Origin of the sequence: Streptosporangium sp. NBC_01469, from assembly GCF_036227305.1 — a bacterium.
Lineage (GTDB): Bacteria > Actinomycetota > Actinomycetes > Streptosporangiales > Streptosporangiaceae > Streptosporangium.
In genome coordinates, this window is the sequence record NZ_CP109465.1 from 3,390,582 (window position 1) to 3,409,004 (window position 18,423).

Here is an 18,423-nt window from a genome sequence, read left to right on the forward strand (position 1 = left end):
CCAATGATTTACTGCCCTCATGGCACTGAACCAACCACTTGCACTGCGCTACGCGGCCCGCTCCGACGTGGGTGTCCGCCGTGAGGCGAACGAGGATTCGGGTTACGCGAGCGCGCGCCTGCTTGCCATAGCCGACGGCATGGGTGGTCATGCGGGTGGAGAGGTCGCCAGCTCACTTGCCGTCACAGCCATGGCGAAGCTGGACGACACCCTGCCCGCCGACGGTGTCGACCTGCTCGCCGCGCTCAAGGGTGCCGCCAGGGACGTGAACCACACGTTGCGCGACATGAGCGAGCAGGATCCCACGCTCCGCGGCATGGGCACCACGTTGACCGCCATGCTCTGGGACGGCGCCACCTTCGCCCTGGCCCACGTGGGAGACTCCCGGGCCTACATGCTGCGCGACGGCGCCCTCTACCAGATCACCCACGACCACACCCTGGTCCAGTCGCTGGTGGACGAGGGGCGGATCACCCCGGAACAGGCCGCCGAGCACCCGCGCCGGTCGATGGTGCTGCGGGTCCTCGAGGGCACCGGCGACGGCGAGCTGGACCTGTCGCTGCGCGAGGCCTACCCCGAGGACCGCTACCTGCTCTGCTCCGACGGCCTGACCGCCGTGGTCGGTCCCGAGACCCTGTTCAACACGCTGACGGAGATCTCCGACCCCGACGAGGCCGCCCGCTGGCTCATCGACCTGGCCAACCGGGGTGGTGGCCCCGACAACATCACCTGCATCGTGGCCGACTTCGGGGCGCCCACCGACGCGGCCCAGCCGGGCCCGACCATCGTGGGCGCCGCGGTCGAGCGGAAACTCTCCCTCTGACCCGCGGGCCCCGGCCCCCCGGGGACTCCTCGGCCCCGCGGGCGCCGATCCTTCGGCCTCACGGGCGCGGCGAGAGCCGGCGCCCGCACGATCCCGTGCCGGTCCACAGCCGGCCCGGAGCCGAAACGCCGAACGCCGAACGCCGAACGCCGAAACGCCGAAACGCCGAAACGCCGACACAACCAGACACAGCCGATACGGGGCCGCCGCGATACCAGCCCGCCTCAGCCGGTATCGGCGGGAGGCCGTACCTCTCCGGAACTCACCAGGTCTTGCCGGTGATGCGCTCGTACGCCTCGATGTAGCGCTCCCGGGTGACCTTCACGACCTCGGCGGGCACCTCCGGGGAGGGCTCCCTCCGGTCCCAGCCCGTGCCGGTCGCCCAGTCGCGCACGTACTGCTTGTCGAAGGAGAACTGCGCGTGGCCGGGCTCCCACCGGTCGGCGGGCCAGAAGCGGGAGGAGTCGGAGGTCAGCACCTCGTCGCCGAGCACGAGCGTGCCGTCGGCGGCCCGGCCCAGCTCGATCTTGGTGTCGGCGATGATGACGCCCCGCTCCGCGGCGAGCTCGGAGCCGCGCCGGTAGACCTCCAACGTGATCCGCCTGAACTCCTCGGCGGCCTCCGCACCCTCCGAGGCGACGACGTCCTCGAAGGAGATGGGCTCGTCGTGCTGCCCGAGCGACGCCTTGGTGCTCGGGGTGAAGACGGGCTCGGGAAGCCTGGAACCGTCGACCAGTCCGGGCGGCATCGGCACACCCGACACCGACCCGTGCGCCTGATACTCCTTCAGTCCGCCGCCGGTCAGGTAGCCGCGCGCGATGCACTCGACCTGCACCATGTCCAGCCTCCGGCACCGCACCGCCCGCCCCTCGAACTCGGCGGGCACGTCGGTCGCCGAGATCACGTGGTTGGGCACGATGTCGGTGAGCTGCTCGAACCACCACAGCGACAGCCGCGTGAGGATCTTCCCCTTGTCGGGGATCGGGGTGGGCAGGATCACGTCGTACACCGAGACCCGGTCGGACGCCACGAGGATTATGTCCCCGCGATCCTCGTAGACGTCGCGGACTTTCCCGGAATGAAGAAGCTTCACTGCGTTCCTTGCTCTCGCTCGACCTGGGCCCTTCGCGGGCCACCGGTCGCTGACCAACACCTGCTCACCGTATTCGACACCTCGCGATGACCCGCGCCCGCCCTACCGGACGATCGGCCTCGCCTTCATCACCGGGTGATCCGTGCCCGTGCCGCAGGACGACCGGCCCCGCCTCCGGTTTCGTGCCGGGCCCGGCCGGGACACCGCTCTCAACTCCGCAGCAGGTCGGCGAGGATCACGGCCTCGCTGATGTCGGCCTGCCTGGTCGCGGTCAGGAGCGTCACCGTCCGACTCCTCGCCATCTCCCGCAGGTGCTCCAGCGCGGCGGCCCGCTCGGGATCCTTGAGTTCGGCCCGGTACCGACGGCCGAACTCCTCGAACCGGGCCGGATCGTGGCCGTACCACGTGCGCAGCTCGGTCGAGGGTGCCACCGCCTTGCACCACTCCTCCAGGTCCGCCTTTTCCTTGGACAGCCCGCGCGGCCAGATCCGGTCGACCAGCACCCGGGCACCGTCCTGGGGCGTCGGCTCCTCGTAGACCCGGCGCACCCGCACTTCTGGTTTGGTAGCCATGCTGTGACCATTCCCGGATAACCGGCGATGACAGTCCCGGGTGGTGGTGAAAGCCGCCGGCCGGCGGGCCGAGGTCGGCGGACGGGGCCGGGCCGCCGATCTCCCGGATCTCGGCGGCCCGGCCCGGGTCTCATGATCCGGGGGACAGCCGGTCGGCGGCGTGTTCGATGGCGGTGCTCACCCGGTCGGCCAGCAGGCCGACCGCGCCGACCGCGCGGGTCATCGGGTCGTCCTCGGCGCCGCCGAGGGCCTGGGAGCGCAGGTAGGCGGTCTTCACCTCGGCCCACCGCGCGGCCTGTACGGGGGTCAGGGTGCCGCGCAGCTCGGCCAGTTTGAGCAGGTTGGCCTCCGCCCCCGAGGTGAGGGTCTGGGCCTCGCCGAGGTAGTGGTCGTCGATCACGGCCTCCAGCTCGGCGTCGTTCATCACCGGGACGACCCGGGCCGCGAGCTTGTTCATGTTCCGGTACGAGCCCTGGAGCTGGAACGGCGGCTCGGTCCGCGACGCGTCCGACCGGGCGGCCGAGGCGATGTACGCCCGGTTGTTGGCCAGCACCACCCGCTGGACCCGCAGCAGCTTGCGCAGCACCGCGAGGACCTGCTCCAGCTCCACCGAGGAGTACGGGTGGGAGAGCTGGTCGGCCCGGACCCCCGAGTCGCCGCGCGCCAGCCGTACCAGGAGGCGGATGTCGCCCCGGTCGCGGGTGGAGAGCGGCGACAGGACCGGGTTGGAGGTCAGCGCGTTGTCGATGTAGCTCAGCGCGAACAGCTCGTCCCGCCCCGACAGCACGTCGCCGAGGTTCCACACGTCGGCGCGGTTGGCGAGCATGTCGGGGATGCGGAAGCGCCCGCCCGACTCGGTGTACGGGTTGCCCGCCATGCAGACCGCGAAGCGCTTGCCCCGCAGGTCGTAGGTGCGGGTCCTCCCCTCCCAGACGCCCTCCATCCGGCGCTGGCCGTCGCACAGGGAGATGAACTTCTGCAGCAGCTCGGGGGAGGTGTGCTGGATGTCGTCCAGGTACAGCAGGACGTTGTTGCCCATCTCCAGCGCGAAGGAGATCTTCTCGATCTCCTGCCGTGCCGTCGCGTCGGGCGCCTGCGCCGGGTCCACCGAGGTCACCAGGTGGCCCAGGGCCGGACCGTTGACCTTGACGAAGATCAGCCCGAGCCGGTTGGCCACGTACTCCATGAGGGTGGTCTTGCCGTAGCCCGGCGGGGAGATGAGCAGCAGCATGCCCATCTGGTCGGTCCGCTTGGCGTCCCCGGCCGCGCCGAGCTGCTTGGCCAGGTTGTCGCCGATCAGCGGCAGGTAGACCTCGTCGAGCAGCTGGTTGCGGACGAAGGCGGTCATCACCTTCGGCTGGAACTCCTCCAGCCTCAGCCGCTCGCGCTCGGCCGCGACCAGCTCGTTGCGCCGCCTCTGGTAGGCGCGGTACGCGGGGACGCGGTGGTCGCGGAAGTGCCGGGTCCTGGCGAGGAACTCGTCCAGGCGCAGTTCCATCGCGCGCCCGGAGATCCGGGGGTGCGCGCCGAGCAGCCCCTCGACCACGGTGGTCAGCGCCGCCGAGGAGTCGTGCCGCGGCACCTCGCACAGCAGTACGGCCACCGCCTCCACCAGCTCCGCCGATCCGGCCCCCGAAGCCCGTCCCACGCCCGCGGCCCCCGGTTCCGAGCCGGACCCCGACCCCAGGCCGGACCTCGCACCCGGACTCGACCCCAGGCCGGAAGCCGGACCGGAGCCCGAGCCCGGGACAGCGCCCGAGCCCGAACCCAGGCCGGAACCCGGACCCGAGCCCGACCCCGAGCCCGGGCTGGAGCGCGGAGCCGAGGCGTCGAAGGCGGAGAGCCACGCCTCGGCCAGGCGGTGGCGTGCGGCGAGGTCGTCGCCGAGCGCCCGCAGATCGTTCTCGAACTCCCCGCGCGCGGGTCCCAGCGCCCGGTCGAACCGGTCGAGCAGCGACCGCGCCCCCGCGCTCGTCACGAACCCGAACGGCCTGCCCGGCAGCTCCTCGAAGAGATACTCCCCGGCCAGCTCGAAGACGTCTGTGTCTCTCGTGTCTCCCGTACCGCCGTGGAGATCCCGGCTGAAGGACGCGATCGCGGAGCCGAGGGCGGCGCGGGTCTCCTTCACCGCCTCCACCCCGCCGAACAGGGTCCGTGCCCGCGCGAGCGACGTCGCCCGGGTGGTCCACGCCGCACGGGTGGCCTCGTCGGTGCCGAAGGCCCAGAAGAGCTGGGCGGCGGCCCTCGCGGCGGGCGGGTAGCGGAGCAGGCCCGCGCCCGCGCGCAGGCGGAGCGCGGCCTGGAGGATCGCGGTGGCGTCGTGGTCGTGCACGCCCCGCTCGTAGCCTTCGTCGTACCGGGTCTCCGCCACCCGGCGGACGATCTCCAGCAGCTCCCCGCCGCTCCCCGCCGCCTCGTGCAGCGCCTCCAGCGAGCCTGTGCCCGGGGCTCCCGCCTCGGCGGCGGCCAGGATCGAGGCGGCCAGGTGCTCGCCCCGGTAGACCTCCGGCGACTCCGAGACCGTCAGCTGGTTCCAGAACGGCCGGGTGTCCTCGAAGGCCGCGTCGCGCACCGGGGAACGGTAGTCGGTCCCGGTGACGGCGAACGCCATCCGGTCCCCGTGGGGCACCAGGGTGAGGTCGGCCGCCTGGGTGTTGACCGCGAACAGGTGGCGGCCGAGCCGGATGGTCTCCCCGCCGTCGGTGTAGAGGTCGAGCCGGTCGCGCAGGGCGCGGCCCGCCTCCTGGCGGGCGGACTTGATCCGGCCTTCGAGCTCCTCCGCGCGCACCTGGTCGCCCAGCGCGCGCAGCTCCCCGGCCACGCCCTTCAGCTTGAGCACCATCGGGTCGGACCCGAAGTAGGTGTTGACCTCGTCCAGCGACGTCAGCCCGGCCACCCGGCGCCGTACGCTCGACAGGACGCGCGTGGCGGAGTCGGCCAGCCGGTCGGCGCGGCGGGCCCGCTCGTCGAGCAGTGCCTGGCGGCGCGAGGAGAACGCCTCGTAGACGTCCTCCCGCTTGGAGGTCAGCTGCCCCAGGAAGTCGTCGAACTCGGCGAAGCGCGACTCCAGGTTCTCCAGCTGGAGCATCAGGCGGCCCAGCTGCTCGTCGCAGCGCTCGGGGGTGTCGGACATCGCCAGCGCCCCGGTGATCGCCTGCCCCAGCAGGGCGTACTCGGCGGCGAAGGCCGCCCGCCCCTCACCGGCCAGCAACTCCCCGCGCCGGGCGTCCAGCGTGGCGCGGGCGCGGTTGACCCCGCCGAGCACCTCGCCGATCCGTTCCAGGATGGCGGTCCGCACGGTGGCGTCGGCGATGTCGAGTGTGCCGACCACCTCGACCACGATCTCCAGGCCTCGTGCCTGCCGCTCCAGCCGCTCGCCGATCGGCCCGGCCCCGGCCACGGTCGCGATGGCGCCCGCGTCGGAGACCAGCCGCTCGACCTCCGCGTGGTACCCGGCGAAGGCGTCGTCGCCCCGCAGGAATTCCGCCGCCCGCCGCGCGGTGCCGCCCAGCTCGGCCGTGAGCTCCGCGTCGAGCGCGTCGATCCTGGCGGTGTCGACGTGGCGCAGCTCACGCAGGGTCACCAGGTGCCCCTGCGACCGCCGCAGCTCCGACAGCCGGTCTATCCAGCCCTGCGCGGACCCGGGCGTCTCGCCGCGCGTGTGCCGTACGAGCGCGGTGACCTCGGCGGCGGCGGCCTCCAGCGCCTCGGCGGCCTGCCGGGTGAGCGACTGGACCTTCTCGAACTCGTCCAGCACCTGCTCGGCGGTGGCCCGCACGTCGGCGAGCGGGCCGCGCAGCCGGTGCTCGCCCAGCCAGTGGTAGTGGTCGAAGATCCGGGCGCACGAGGCGATCAGCGCCTCGAAGACCGGGATCGACGGCGCCATCTCCTCGACCATCCGTGCCACCGACAGGCAGTCGGAGATGCCCCGCACGAGCTCCGCGTTGCCGATCCGCTCCAGCGGCCCGGTGCCGACCGGGCGCCCGGCGGCGTAGACGTCCGACTGGTACGCGGTCTGCCAGACCTGCATGGGGTGGACGCGGGTGGGCTCGTCGGAGGTGGCCCTGAAGACGACCAGCGTGCCGTCGTCGAACAGCGAGTACCCGTGGCAGGACAGCGGTGTCTCCACCCGCTTGCGGATCACGTTGTACGGCAGCAGCAGCGACCGCCCCTCGGCGCGGGCGTGGAAGACGTACAGCACGTCCTCGCCGTTGGGGGAGCGGATGACCCGCTCGAACTCCAGCTCGGACACGTCGGTGTCGAACGTCTTGCCGACCCCGGTGGACAGGTGGTAGCCGCCGGGGAAGATGATCCCCTGGTCCTCGGGCAGGCGCCGGCAGGCCTGCCCGATGCCGTCGAGGCGGACCACGCCCTTGGTCCGGGTGTTGAACACCAGGTGCCGCCACTCGGGCTCCTTGTACGGCCGCACCCGCAGCAGGATCAGCGGGCCGATCCTGGCGTGGTGCACCTCCGCGTCGGCGAGGCTCTGCAGCGGCTCCGCGACGGGCTCGCGGTAGACACCCTCCCCGGTCTCGGTGTTGTTCTCGATCTTGATGGTGAGGTCGCCGCCGACGGTCTCGACGAACACCTCGCCCTCGATCGAGATGTGCGGGTGGCGGCCGGGCACGTGGTCGTCGCGGGTGGCCGGGATCCACTCGAAGTCGTGCGAGGGCGGGAACGTGTGGTCGCGCTCCCCCCGGTCGTCGAGGTACGAGAGCGCGCCGTCCGCCCCGACCTGCCAGCGCAGCACGCGCGTGTCCTGCGGGCCGGTCTGGAAGACGGCCAGCATCCTGTCCTCGACGCGGCGGAGCTGGAGCAGCCGGGTCTCCCGGTAGTACCGGTAGAGCTCGGCGAAGTCCCGCTCGAAGCGCGGGTCACGGAGCATCGGCGCGGGGTCGAACCGGAACGCGTTCGTGTTCCCCTTCCCGTCTCCCGCAGTGTCCCCGCCGTCCCCGCCGTCCCCGCCGTCCCCGCCGTCCCGTACGAACGTGTGCACGGAGAAGACGTCCTCGACGGTCGTCTCCGGCTTCATCCCGATGAACACGTTGTAGCCGAAGAGCATGAGCCCGCCGACCGACACGATGTCGCGCGGCACGCAGTTGTTCTCGGTGCGTATCCGCTCGGTGCCGAGCAGGCGCAGCTCGGCCCCGCCGAACACCGCCAGGCGCTCGGCGTTGAGCGCGTCGGACTGCCGGGCCAGCTCGGCGGACTGCTCGGCCAGCCGGGCGCGGAGCACCTCGTAGGTGCCCGCGTCCAGTTCCGCCCCCTCGCCGGGGGCGCCGGTGACGGCCTCCGCCGTGGAGGACGTCACTGCTTGACGGAACCGGCGGCGTTGCCGGCGCCGGCGGTGCCGAGCGCGGCGACGGGGACCTCGGTCGTACTGGCCGCCTGGGCCTCGCCCAGCAGGCCGCGCAGCCTGTCCGCGTCGGGGCCGCCTTCCTTGATCATTTTCACCAGCAGTGCGGACAACGAGAGGTTCCGCACGTCGGCGGTGTCGATCGAGCCGATGGCCCTGCCCAGGTCGGCGGGGAGGCTCGCCGAGCCGTCCAGGTAGGGGCCGGCCAGCGTACGGGCGACGTCGGAGTGCTCCACGAAGCCGTCCACGGCCTTGCCCATGGTGATCGAGCTCATCAGCCGGTCGAAGAACACCGTGTCGCCGCCGACGATGTCGATCTTGGCCTTGGACAGTCCGGCCGACACCACGGAGGCCTGCGCCTCGGCGATCTTGAGCTGGGCGTTCACCCCGGCGAGGCGGATCTCCTTCTCGGCCTCCAGCCGCAGGCGGTACTCCTCGTGGGAGCGGGTCGCGTCGGTGAGCGCGGCCATCGCCGCGGCCTTCTCGGTGAGGCCCTCGGCCTCGGCCTTGAGCTTCTCGCCGACCGTCGCGGCGGCGGCCAGCGCCATGGCCTGCTCGCCCTCCGCCTCGGCCTTGAGCTTCTCGCGGACCGCGGTGGCCACGGCGTGGGCCCTGGCCTGCTCGCCCTCGGCGACCGCCAGTGCCTTCTCCCGCTCGACGGTGGCCTCGGCGCGACCGACCTTCTCGATCGCCGCGGCGTCCCGCTCGCGTACCTGCACCTCGGCCAGGCCGACGGCGGCCATCTCGGCCTGGACGCCCTCGGCGAGACGGATCTGGGCGCGGGCGTCGAGCTCGGCCGCCTGCTGCCGGGACTCGGCCAGCACCAGCGCCTCGCGCGCCCGGTGCTTGGCCGCGGCCTCGGAGGCCTCGGCCGCCTTGATGTCCTTGACCAGGCTCTCCTGGGCCTCGGCCTCGGCATGGATGATCACGGCCTGGCGGTTCCGCTCGGCCTCCTCGACCACGCGCAGGCGCTTGATGCTCTCCTCCTGCTCGGCGACCGTCTTCTCCACCACGATCCGCTCGCGGATCACCTCGGCGATGGAGCGCTTCTCGCCCTCCAGTTCCTTGTCCTTGGAGATGCGCGACAGCTCGGTCTCGCGCTCGCGGGCGATCACCTCGAGCAGGCGGTCCTTCTCGATGCGCTCGGTCTCGATGGCGAGGACCCGCTCGCGGTTCTTCGCCGCCACCGCGATCTCGCGAGCCTGGTTCTCCTGCTGGACGCCGAGCTGCTCGTCGGTACGCAGGTGCGCGGCGTGCGCCTTGAGCCGCTCCTCGGCCTGGACCTTGGCGGTCTCCGCCTCCTCGCGGGCACGCATGGTCTCGACCTCGCGCTTCTGCTTGGTCTCCGCGTCGGCCTGGCGGCGCTCCAGTTCCAGGATGGCCTCCCGCGCGTCCACGTCCTGGCGGGTGATCTCCTTCTCCTCGCGCCGCCGGAACTCGTTGGTCCGTACGTGCTCGATGGCGGTCAGCTCGGTGATCTTCCTGATGCCCTGCGCGTCGAGGATGTTGTTCTTGTCCAGGGAGTGCAGTGCGGTCTGCTCCAGGTAGTCGATGGCCGCGTCCTCAAGGCTGTAGCCGTTGAGGTCGGTGCCGATGACCTGGATGATCTGGTCGCGGAACTGGTCGCGCTGGGTGTAGAGGTCCACGAAGTCGAGCTGCTTGCCGACCGTCTTGAGCGCCTCGGAGAACTTGGCGTTGAACAGCTCCTGCAGCGTCTCCTGGTCGCTCGCGCGCGCGGTGCCGATGGCCTGGGCGACCTTCACCACGTCCTCGACGGTCTTGTTGACGCGGACGAAGAAGGTGATGCGGATGTCGGCGCGGATGTTGTCGCGGCAGATCAGGCCCTCGCGGCCGGTACGCGCGATCTCGATGGTCTTCACCGAGATGTCCATCAGCTCGGCCTTGTTGAAGACGGGCAGCACGACGGCCCCGGTGAAGGTGACGTCGACCTTGTTGATCTTCGAGATGATCAGGGCCTTGCCCTGTTCCACCTTGTGGAAGAGCCTGCTGATCATGAAGAGCAGGGCGATGACGACGAGGAGGACGACGGCGAGGAGGATGCCGAGCCCGGTGGAGATGACGTCCAATGTGGCCCCTCGGTTAAATAGGACGATCAGGGTCGAGTTCCGCGTCGTACGGCATCACCCAGAAGAATTCGCCGGGGGAGTCATAGGCGAATATCAGGGCGACGCTGCCGGCGGCGAAAACCTCGTCACCGGTCTGTCGTACTTGAACGAGAGCGGAGGAGCCGTCGGCGGACGTGACCTCGGCCTGGCCGAAGTCGCGGCCGACGCGGCGCGTGCGGATGACGCACACGCGGCCCACGAAGTCGGCGCGGGAGGGGACGCGCTCCTTCGGGACGAGGCGCCGCAGTGACAGGACGAGGAGGCGCGTGCACGCCCAGGCGCAGACCAGTGCCGCGACCAGTACGGCGACCAGGGCGGGGGTGCTCGTGAACAGCGTGCCGCCCACGAGGCTCGCGAACCACGCGACGACGACCAGCAGCGAGACGGCCACCGCGGCCGGGACCCCGCCGAGTCCCAGACCGCTCAGGAGGCCGGCGCCCCCTGTCGCCTCGGACCCGTCACCGTCGCCACTGTCGAACCCGAACACCCCGATCACGACGAGCACCCAGTACGCGATGATCACTAGGAGCAGGAATGTGAACAGGACGGTCGGAAAAGACAGTGCGGCATCGACAAACTGGCCCATTGGCGTGCGAAATCCCCCTGCTGGCGTACTGGAACGCGCTCCCCCGAGCACGTATAGGTGACTATATACAGATAAAGATCTGTTAAAGGGAATAGTTCCCGAAGCGGAAAAATATCCGCATAGGTTCCTCGGCCGCGGGGACTACCGCCGCGCGGGGCTCACACGAGGGCGAGGGACGAGGGGCGGGGAAACCCGTACGAGGGCCTGCCGGTGAGCCGGGACCGGGGGCGACGGGGGCATGGAAGAGCGGGGGCTTGGAAGAGCGGGGCATGGAGAACGGGGGCACGGAAGAGCGGAGGAGCGGGAGCGGGGCTCCACCTCCTCGGCTCCGTCCCGGGAAGCCGCCGCGGGGGTCAGGCGGGGCGAGTGATCATGTAGGCGAGACCGACAAGGATCACGACGGGAATGAGCCACACGATGGCCTCGATGGCGAACTCCTTGTACATGAGGAACATCCCTCCGGAGCGGTGATCGGCGAGGAGCCCGGATCTCCGACGATAGCCGCTGTCCCCGGCCGCGACCAGGACTCACCGCGTACCGGGCCGGCCTTCATGAGAGCCGGTCCGCACGAGAGGGGTGGCTCTCGCGAGGGGCGTGTGGGGGGCCGGCTCTACGAGGGGTCGTCTCCACGTGAGGTTGTGTGGGGGGCCGGCTCTACGAGGGGTCGTCTCCACGTGAGGTTGTGTGAGGGACCGGCTCTACGAGGGGTTGGCCGAGCTCTACGAGGGGTTGGCCGAGCCGACCACCACCGAGGTGTCCGAGGGTTCCCCCTCGACCACGTCGGCGACCACGCAGGTGATGTTGTCGGGCCCTCCCGCGTCGCAGGCGAGCACGATCAGCTGCCGCGCCACCTCGTCGAGGTCGTCGACCTCGGCGAGCACCTGGCGGAGCCGCTCGGCGTCGACCACCCCGGACAGCCCGTCGGAACAGAGCAGGTAGCGGTCGCCGATCTCGGCGTCCCGCAGGGAGAGGTCGAGCTCAAGGTTGTCGCCGCCGTCGAGGACCTGCAGCAGGATCGACCGGTGCGGGTGGCGGGCGGCCTCCTCGGCGGTGATCCGGCCGTCGTCCATCAGCGTCTGGACCAGGGTGTGGTCGTAGGTGATCTGGTACAGGTCACCGTTGCGCAGGAGGTAGGCGCGGGAGTCGCCGATGTGGGCGAGGGCGACGCGCGAGCCGTTCCAGAGCATCAGGGTCAGGGTGGTGCCCATGCCGGTGAGCGACGGGTCCTCCTCGACCAGCTCGCGCAGGCGCTGGTTGGCCTTGCGGACCCCGGCCTCGGCGGCGGCGGCGAGGTCGCCGGGGCACTCCTGGTCCAGGGACGCGACGGTGGCGATCGCCGCAGAGCTGGCGACCTCCCCGCCCACATGGCCGCCCATCCCGTCGGCGACGGCGAGAAGCCGGGCGCCCGCGTAGGCGGCGTCCTCGTTGCCTTGCCGGATCCGGCCGACGTCGGAACCTGCCGTATAGCGCAGCGTGATCATCTGCACATCACTAGATCGTCGAGTTGCACGAGCTGAGCCGCTTTCGGACAGTTGGGATGGGCATAGGGCGAACCGAGATGTTCCACAATCCACTTAACACCATGGTGGCGCAAGCGGCCTGGGGAAGTGTTGCCACATCTGTTGACACCTGTGGTGGCGCGTAAGCTGTTTTCAGCGCACCCAGGGGCACCCCAAGAGCCCCTTCAGTGCCCCCGCACTGTGCCCGGAGTACCCCACTTTACGCATCGCTAGGAGATCAGTAATGGCCGCGATCCTTCAGGAGGCGGCTCGTCGCCGCACGTTCGCGGTGATCAGCCACCCCGACGCGGGCAAGTCGACCATGACCGAGGCGCTGGCGCTGCACGCCTCCGCCATCAGCCAGGCGGGTGCGGTGCACGGCAAGTCCGGGCGGCGCGGGGTCACCTCCGACTGGATGGAGATGGAGAAGGCCAGGGGCATCTCCATCACCTCCGCCGCGCTCCGGTTCGAGTACCGCGGGCACATGTTCAATCTGGTCGACACCCCCGGCCACGCCGACTTCTCCGAGGACACCTACCGGGTGCTGGCCGCCGTCGACTGCGCGGTCATGCTGCTCGACGCGGCCAAGGGCATGGAGCCGCAGACCCTGAAGCTGTTCGAGGTCTGCCGGCACCGCCGCATCCCCGTGATCACATTCGTCAACAAGTGGGACCGGCCGGGGCGCGAGGCGCTGGAGCTGCTGGACGAGATCGAGGAGCGCACCGGCCTGAAGCCCACGCCGATCACCTGGCCGATCGGCAACGGCGGCTTCTTCCACGGCGTGGCCGACCGCGCCGCCGACCGGATCGTCCGCTACACCCGTACGCCCGGCGGTGCCACCAAGGCCATCGAGACCGACCTGAGCGCCGAGCAGGCCCTGGCGGAGCTGGGCGGCGACTGGGAGCGGGCCAAGGACGAGATCGACCTGCTCTCCGCGATCGGCGCCGACCACGACCAGAAGACCTTCGAGGCGCACGAGTCGACCCCGGTGCTGTTCGGGGCCGCGCTGTCCAACTTCGGCGTCGGCCGCCTGCTGGACGCCATGGTCGACATCGCCCCCGCCCCCACGCCCCGCCCGGACGTCGCCGAAGACCCGCGCCCGCTGGAGGAGCCGTTCTCCGGCCTGGTCTTCAAGGTGCAGGCCAACATGGACCCCTCGCACCGCGACCGCATCGCCTTCGTCCGGGTCTGCTCGGGCAGGTTCGAGCGCGGCATGGTGCTCATCCACGCGGCCACCGCCCGCCCGTTCGCGACCAAGTACGCCCAGTCGGTCTTCGGCCAGGAGCGCGCCACGATCGACGAGGCGTACCCCGGCGACGTGGTCGGCCTGGTCAACGCCAGCGCCCTGCGGCCCGGCGACACGCTCTACGACGGCTCGCCCGTCGAGTTCCCGAGGATCCCGAGCTTCGCGCCCGAGCACTTCTCCACCGCCAGGGTCCGCGACTCCAGCCGGTCCAAGCAGTTCCGCAAGGGGATCGAGCAGCTCGACGCCGAGGGCGTGGTCCAGGTGCTCCGCTCCGATGTCCGAGGCGACCAGTCGCCGGTGCTCGCGGCGGTGGGCCCGATGCAGTTCGACGTGGTCAAGCACCGGATGGCCGCCGAGTTCAACACCGAGATCCTGATGGACCGGCTCGACTTCGGCATCGCCAGGCTCACCGACGCCGAGTCGGCGCCGATCCTGGCCCGCCAGCGCGGGGTGGAGGTCTTCACCCGATCGCTCGACGGGGCCCTGCTGGCGCTGTTCACCGACGAGTGGCGCATGCGCGGCGTGATGCGCGATCACCCCGACCTGGTGCTCAACGCCCTGCTCGCCGACACGCGAGGCTGACGTCCTCAGGGGGCGGGCCACATGGGGTGCGGGCCACGGGGTGCGGGCCATGGGATGAGGCCCGCACCGCCGGTCCTTTCACGGGCGCCCGGGACAAGGCCGGTACCGGGAGCTTCCTCGCCGGGCGCCCATGGTGAGATATGTCGTCATGAGCACGATTAAGTGGGGAATTCTGGCGACCGGCGGCATCGCCGCCACCTTCACCGAGGACCTGAAGCTCCTGCCGGACGCCGAGGTGGTCGCGGTCGGATCGCGGTCGGAGAAGTCCGCGCGGGACTTCGCCGACCGGCACGGCATCCCGCGGGCCCACGGGAGCTGGGCGGAGCTGGCCGCCGACCCCGACGTGGACATCGTCTACGTCGCCAACACCCAGAATGCCCACTACGACGCCGTACGGACCTGCCTCGAAGGGGGCAAGGCCGTACTGTGCGAGAAGGCGTTCACCCTCAACCGGGCCGAGGCCGCCAAGCTGGTCGATCTCGCTCGGGAGCGGGGCCTGTTCCTGATGGAGGCCATGTGGACGCGCTGCATCCCGGCCATCCGCAAGATCATGGAGCTGGTCGAGGGAGGCGCCGTCGGCCCGGTCAGCACCGTCCACGCCGACTTCGGGTTCTCCGCCTCCGTCCCGGCCGACCACCGGCTCCGCAACCCGGCACTCGGCGGTGGCGCCCTGCTCGACGTGGGCGTCTACCCGATCTCCTTCGCCCACATGGTGCTCGGCGCCCCCGCCGGGGTGCGGTCCTGGGCACGGCTGACCCCCGAGGGGGTGGACGAGAACACCGGCGTGCTGCTCGGCTACGACAGCGGCGCGGTCGCCCTGCTGTCCTGCGGCATCACCACGGACAGCCCGGTCACCGCGTCCATCTCCGGCCCGCTCGGCCGGATCGAGCTGCCGCACCTGTTCTTCCGCCCCGACACCTTCACCCTGTACCGCACGGACGGCGAGCCGGAGACCTTCCACGTCCCCTTCGAGGGGAAGGGCATGCTGCACGAGGCGACCGAGGCGATGCGCTGCCTGCGCGAGGGCCTGCTGGAGAGCCCGCTGATGCCCTGGCAGGCGACCCTCGACGTGATGGGCGTCATGGACGAGGTCCGCTCGCAGGTGGGTGTCCGTTTTCCCGGTGAATGACTGACCCGGGGTTCCCCTTTCTGGGTATCTGAGGTGTTTCCCTTCCCGTCTGCTTGGGGTGGTTCCCGGGTGGGCGGGGTGATTGTTCTTTGTGCTCGTGGTGGGTTGTCGGTACGGGCCGTGGTGGGTTGTCGGTACGGGCGAACCTTCTCGGTGCGGTTGTTCTTCGTGCTCGCGGAGGGTTGTCGGTACGGGTGTTCCGGTTGTGCTTGGTGTGGTTGGTCTTTGTGCTCGCTGCGGTGGGCGGGTGTTCCGGCCGGCCGTCTCAGTCGCGCTCTGGTGGTTCAGGCCTCCGGCCTGCTCGGGCGTGGTGGTTGCGGGCTTTTTTTACGCCGGCCGGAACACCCGCCCACCTCCGCTGCACGTGTTCTGGCCGTACGGGGTGCGGGCCGTAGTCGCTTTCTTTCCGGCCGCCCTGGCGACGCGCCGCCGCTGAAGCGTCGTTCGGGGGCTGGTTCGGGGTGTGGCGCCGTAGCTGAAGCACCCCTGCACGACCCAGTCCAGGGCTGATGCGCCACAGGCCGCCCTGGCTCATCGATGTCGGATGTCCGGAATTCGTGGAGCGATCGATGATGTCTTCCCCTGGATGTCGGGGAGCTGGGCTGTGTCTCCTCTCAGTGGGTCTCAGGGCCCTCTCAGGTCGTTCGTGATGTTGTTGCGCCACCGCCACCGCCACCGCCATCGCCATCGCCACCGCCACCGCCACCGCCACCGCCACCGGATCTGTGACGTCCCGGGGACGGGACGGGGTGACCGCGCACGCCATCTCCCCCAGGAGCTTCCCGACCATGACGCTTCTCGCGATTCACGCCGGACTGATGTTCGACGGTACGAACCTGTTCGGCCCCACGACGGTTTTCGTGGAGGACGGGCGGATCACCGGCGTGGACACCACGGGTGCTCTCCCGTTGGACGGGGTGGACCTGATCGACCTCGGGGTGAACGCGTTCCTGATGCCGGGACTCGTCGACCCTCATGTGCATCTCGGCTTCGACGCCGGTCCCGACCCGGTGACCGCGTTCACCACCGCCGACGACGCGGAGCTCCTGGCCAGGATGCGGGCCGCGGCCGACAGGGCGCTCCAGGCCGGTATCACGACCGTGCGTGACCTCGGTGACCGCAACTATCTGGCGCTGGCGCTGAGGGCGGAGCTGGACCGGCGCCCCGGAGAGGGGCCGGAGATCCTCGCCGCCGGGCCCCCGATCACGACGCCCGGCGGTCACTGCCATTTCATGGGTGGCGCGGCCGAAGGAGCCGCCGCCCTGCGTGCCGCGGTACGGGACCGGCACGAGCGAGGCTGCGCGGTGGTCAAGATCATGTTGAGCGGTGGCAACATGACGCCGGGCTCCCCGCCGCACGAGTCGCAGTACTCGTCGGCCGACCTGCGGGCCGTCGTCGACGAAGCGCATCGGCTCGGCCTGCCCGTCGCCGCCCACGCGCACGGTACGCCGGCGATCAGGGACGCGCTGGCGGCGGGAGTGGACAGCATCGAGCACGCGACGTTCGTGACCGCGGACGGGGTCGACGCGGACCCCGCCCTGCTCGCCGCCCTCGCCGGGAGCGACGTCTTCGTGAGCGTGACGATCGGAGTCGTTCCCGGCGATTCACCGCTCGTCCTGCCCCCCGAGGTCGCCAGGCGCGTGCAAGCCGTACACGAGGCGCTCAGAAGCCTGTACAGGCTCGGTGCCAGGATCGTGCTCGGTACGGACGCCGGCATCATGCCGGTCAAGCCGCACGACGTGCTGCCGTATGCCATCTCCCAGTTCACCGCGGAGGGCCCGTCTCCCCTGGAGGCACTCACGGCGGCGACCGGCCTCGCCGCTCAGGCATGCGGGGTTTCCGACCGGAAGGGGCGGATCGCGGTGGGCGCGGACGCCGACCTGCTGGCCGTGACCGGGAACCCCCTCGACGACCTCGACCGGCTCCGAGACGTCCGAGCGGTCTTCCGCGCGGGCTTCCGGGTCCGTTGAACACGTGAGCCTGTCGCCGGTCGGGCCCCACGAAGAACGGACCCGCGGACGCCTCGCACGGTGTCCGCGGGTCCGTTCGCCCGATGTCAGAAGGTGGCGACGTTGAGCAGCTTCTCCTTGATGCCGTCATAGTCGTCGACGTTGTTCCAGTTGGTGGTGCCCGCCGTCTGGAGCGCGGACTTCACCGCCGCGGGCGTCGCCGCCGGATTGACGGCCTTGTAGAGGGCCGCTCCGCCGGCGACGTGCGGGCTGGCCATCGAGGTGCCCGAGATGGTGCCGGTGCCGCTGCCCGTCCAGGTGGACAGGATGCACACGCCCGGGGCGATGAGGTCCACGTCGGCGCCGTCGTTGGAGAAGTTGGCGAACGTGTCGTCGACGTCGCTGTAGCAGGTGGGCGCCGCCCCGCCACCGGGAAGCCCGTTGAAGTCGGCGAGGGCGCTGACCGTGATGACCTCGTCGTACGCCGCGGGCACGGAGCCGGAGGAGTTGGCGTTGTTGTTGCCGGCCGCGACCACGAAGGTCACGCCCGCCGCGACGGCGGCGCAGATCGCCCGGTGCATGGCGTCGTTGTTGGTGTTGCCGCAGTTGCCGTCGTCGGCGCCGAGGCCGCCGAGGCTCATGTTCGCGACCTCGATCTCGGAGGCGTGAGCGGTGACGTAGTCGATGCCGCAGATCACCTGCGACCAGCTGCCGCTGCCGCTGTTGTTCAGCACGCGCACCGGCCACAGGCGGGCGCCGGGTGCCACCCCGACGACGGCGCTGGTGTTGTCCAGCGCCCCGACCGTGCCCGCCACGTGCGTTCCGTGGCCGTTGCCGTCGTTGGCGCTCGTACCGGTGTTGCAGTTCTTGGCGCCCGCGGTGTAGACGTTCAGGTCGGGGTGGGTGAGCTGGATGCCGGTGTCGATGATCGCCACATCGACGTTGACCCGCGTGTCCACGCCGTTGATGGCGGCGGTGGGGCTGAGCTCGGCGTCGACCCGGTTGACTCCTGTGGGCAGTGTCTGGGCGCTGATCGACACCACGCCGTCGGGCTGGACGAACTGCACCTGCGGGTCGCGGGCGATGGCGGCGGCCGCGGTGGCGCTCATCTTCGCCGAGTAGCCGCGAAGGGCGTGGTTGAAGACCTTGTCCACCGAGGCGCGGCGGGAACGCACCTGGGTGTTGGCGAAGGTCGTGGCGTCCGCGCCGTCCTTCAGCACGACGATGTAGTCGCCGACGGGGTTCGATGCGGCGGTCGCGGCGGTGGCCGGAATTATCGCCATGACGAGGGAACTTGCGAAGAGGACTGTGAGGAGCGTTTTGCGCACGGGGGGATCCTCCACTCTTTTGGTCCGGTTTGGACCAGCGAAGCCGAGATTGACATGTTAAGTCAGTCGATTCCACAAGATGAGTCAGTTTTTTACACAATGTTTATATAAAGCGATTGAGGTAGTCATATATC

The 18,423-nt window shown here is 70.5% G+C and carries 11 protein-coding genes; 4 read left to right on the forward strand and 7 right to left on the reverse strand.

Going from position 1 to position 18,423, the window contains the following annotated elements:
- The first annotated feature begins 19 nt into the window (after positions 1 to 19).
- The gene (locus tag OG587_RS15385; protein ID WP_329090841.1) at positions 20 to 823 is read left to right on the forward strand and encodes a PP2C family protein-serine/threonine phosphatase; all 804 of its coding nucleotides are present in this window, start codon (positions 20 to 22) and stop codon (positions 821 to 823) included.
- 262 nt (positions 824 to 1,085) lie between these two features.
- Here the strand turns inward: OG587_RS15385 and OG587_RS15390 are convergent, their stop codons facing one another.
- The 6 genes from OG587_RS15390 to OG587_RS15415 form a co-directional block, all read right to left on the reverse strand.
- Positions 1,086 to 1,916: a phosphoribosylaminoimidazolesuccinocarboxamide synthase gene (locus OG587_RS15390; protein WP_329090843.1), complete on the reverse strand. Its 831-nt coding sequence runs from the start codon at positions 1,914 to 1,916 to the stop codon at positions 1,086 to 1,088.
- Positions 1,917 to 2,125: 209 nt separating this feature from the next.
- Complete coding sequence (locus OG587_RS15395; protein WP_329090845.1) at positions 2,126 to 2,488, reverse strand: DUF488 domain-containing protein; 363 nt, start codon at positions 2,486 to 2,488, stop codon at positions 2,126 to 2,128.
- A gap of 130 nt (positions 2,489 to 2,618) precedes the next feature.
- Complete coding sequence (locus tag OG587_RS15400; protein WP_329090847.1) at positions 2,619 to 7,799, reverse strand: DNA repair ATPase; 5,181 nt, start codon at positions 7,797 to 7,799, stop codon at positions 2,619 to 2,621.
- Positions 7,796 to 9,931 (reverse strand): SPFH domain-containing protein, encoded by a 2,136-nt coding sequence (locus OG587_RS15405; RefSeq protein ID WP_329090849.1) that lies wholly within the window; start codon positions 9,929 to 9,931, stop codon positions 7,796 to 7,798. Before OG587_RS15405 ends, OG587_RS15400 begins: the two co-directional genes overlap by 4 nt.
- Before the next feature lie 13 nt (positions 9,932 to 9,944).
- Entirely contained in the window at positions 9,945 to 10,556 is a 612-nt protein-coding gene (locus OG587_RS15410) for a hypothetical protein (RefSeq protein ID WP_329090851.1), read from the reverse strand.
- Positions 10,557 to 11,275: 719 nt separating this feature from the next.
- Positions 11,276 to 12,037 (reverse strand): PP2C family protein-serine/threonine phosphatase, encoded by a 762-nt coding sequence (locus OG587_RS15415; protein ID WP_329093875.1) that lies wholly within the window; start codon positions 12,035 to 12,037, stop codon positions 11,276 to 11,278.
- A 262-nt stretch (positions 12,038 to 12,299) separates the two neighbouring features.
- Here OG587_RS15415 and OG587_RS15420 point away from each other — a divergent pair, with 262 nt between their 5' ends.
- The 3 genes from OG587_RS15420 to OG587_RS15430 all read left to right on the forward strand — a co-directional run bounded on the left by OG587_RS15420 (position 12,300) and on the right by OG587_RS15430 (position 16,982).
- Positions 12,300 to 13,883, forward strand: coding sequence for a peptide chain release factor 3 (locus OG587_RS15420; RefSeq protein ID WP_329090854.1), 1,584 nt, complete (start codon positions 12,300 to 12,302; stop codon positions 13,881 to 13,883).
- A 148-nt stretch (positions 13,884 to 14,031) separates the two neighbouring features.
- Positions 14,032 to 15,012 (forward strand): Gfo/Idh/MocA family protein, encoded by a 981-nt coding sequence (locus OG587_RS15425; protein ID WP_329090856.1) that lies wholly within the window; start codon positions 14,032 to 14,034, stop codon positions 15,010 to 15,012.
- A gap of 788 nt (positions 15,013 to 15,800) precedes the next feature.
- Entirely contained in the window at positions 15,801 to 16,982 is a 1,182-nt protein-coding gene (locus OG587_RS15430) for an amidohydrolase family protein (RefSeq protein ID WP_329090858.1), read from the forward strand.
- Positions 16,983 to 17,068: 86 nt separating this feature from the next.
- On the opposite strand, the gene OG587_RS15435 is transcribed toward OG587_RS15430, so the two are convergent.
- On the reverse strand, positions 17,069 to 18,289 hold the full coding sequence (locus OG587_RS15435; RefSeq protein WP_329090859.1) for a S8 family serine peptidase: 1,221 nt from the start codon (positions 18,287 to 18,289) through the stop codon (positions 17,069 to 17,071).
- Positions 18,290 to 18,423: the final 134 nt, after the last annotated feature.